This is a genomic window from Paraburkholderia sp. SIMBA_027 (assembly GCF_046535315.1).
GTDB classification, from domain to species: Bacteria; Pseudomonadota; Gammaproteobacteria; order Burkholderiales; family Burkholderiaceae; genus Paraburkholderia; species Paraburkholderia tropica.
The window spans coordinates 1-252 of sequence record NZ_JAWRWY010001164.1 but is presented as its reverse complement, the minus strand read 5'-3'; the positions used below and the strand labels follow the sequence as shown (position 1 = coordinate 252).

At 71.4% G+C, this 252-nt stretch carries 1 pseudogene; it reads right to left on the bottom strand.

Annotated features, from left to right (window positions below):
• A pseudogene (locus SB764_RS42805) lies at positions 1 to 252 on the bottom strand (RNA polymerase sigma factor RpoH); the annotation flags it as partial.

The window sequence follows — 252 nt, the reverse complement described above, 5'->3', positions numbered from 1 at the left end:
AGCGTCGAGCCGCCCGAGCCGTCGTCGTCGACGTTCAGCCAGCGCGCCTCGATGATCCGGCGGCTGCGTGCGTCGAGCGCCTCGAGCGCCTGCGCGATGCCGTCCGTCTGTAGCATGTCGCGCTGACGCGCGGCGAGCACGGCGCTCGGCTCGTTGTGCGAATCGGCCAGGTAGGCGATCGGCGCATACGACTCCTCGCCGTCGTCCACTTGCCCCTCGAGCGCGATGTCGCCGCCCGACAGGCGCGTTTCC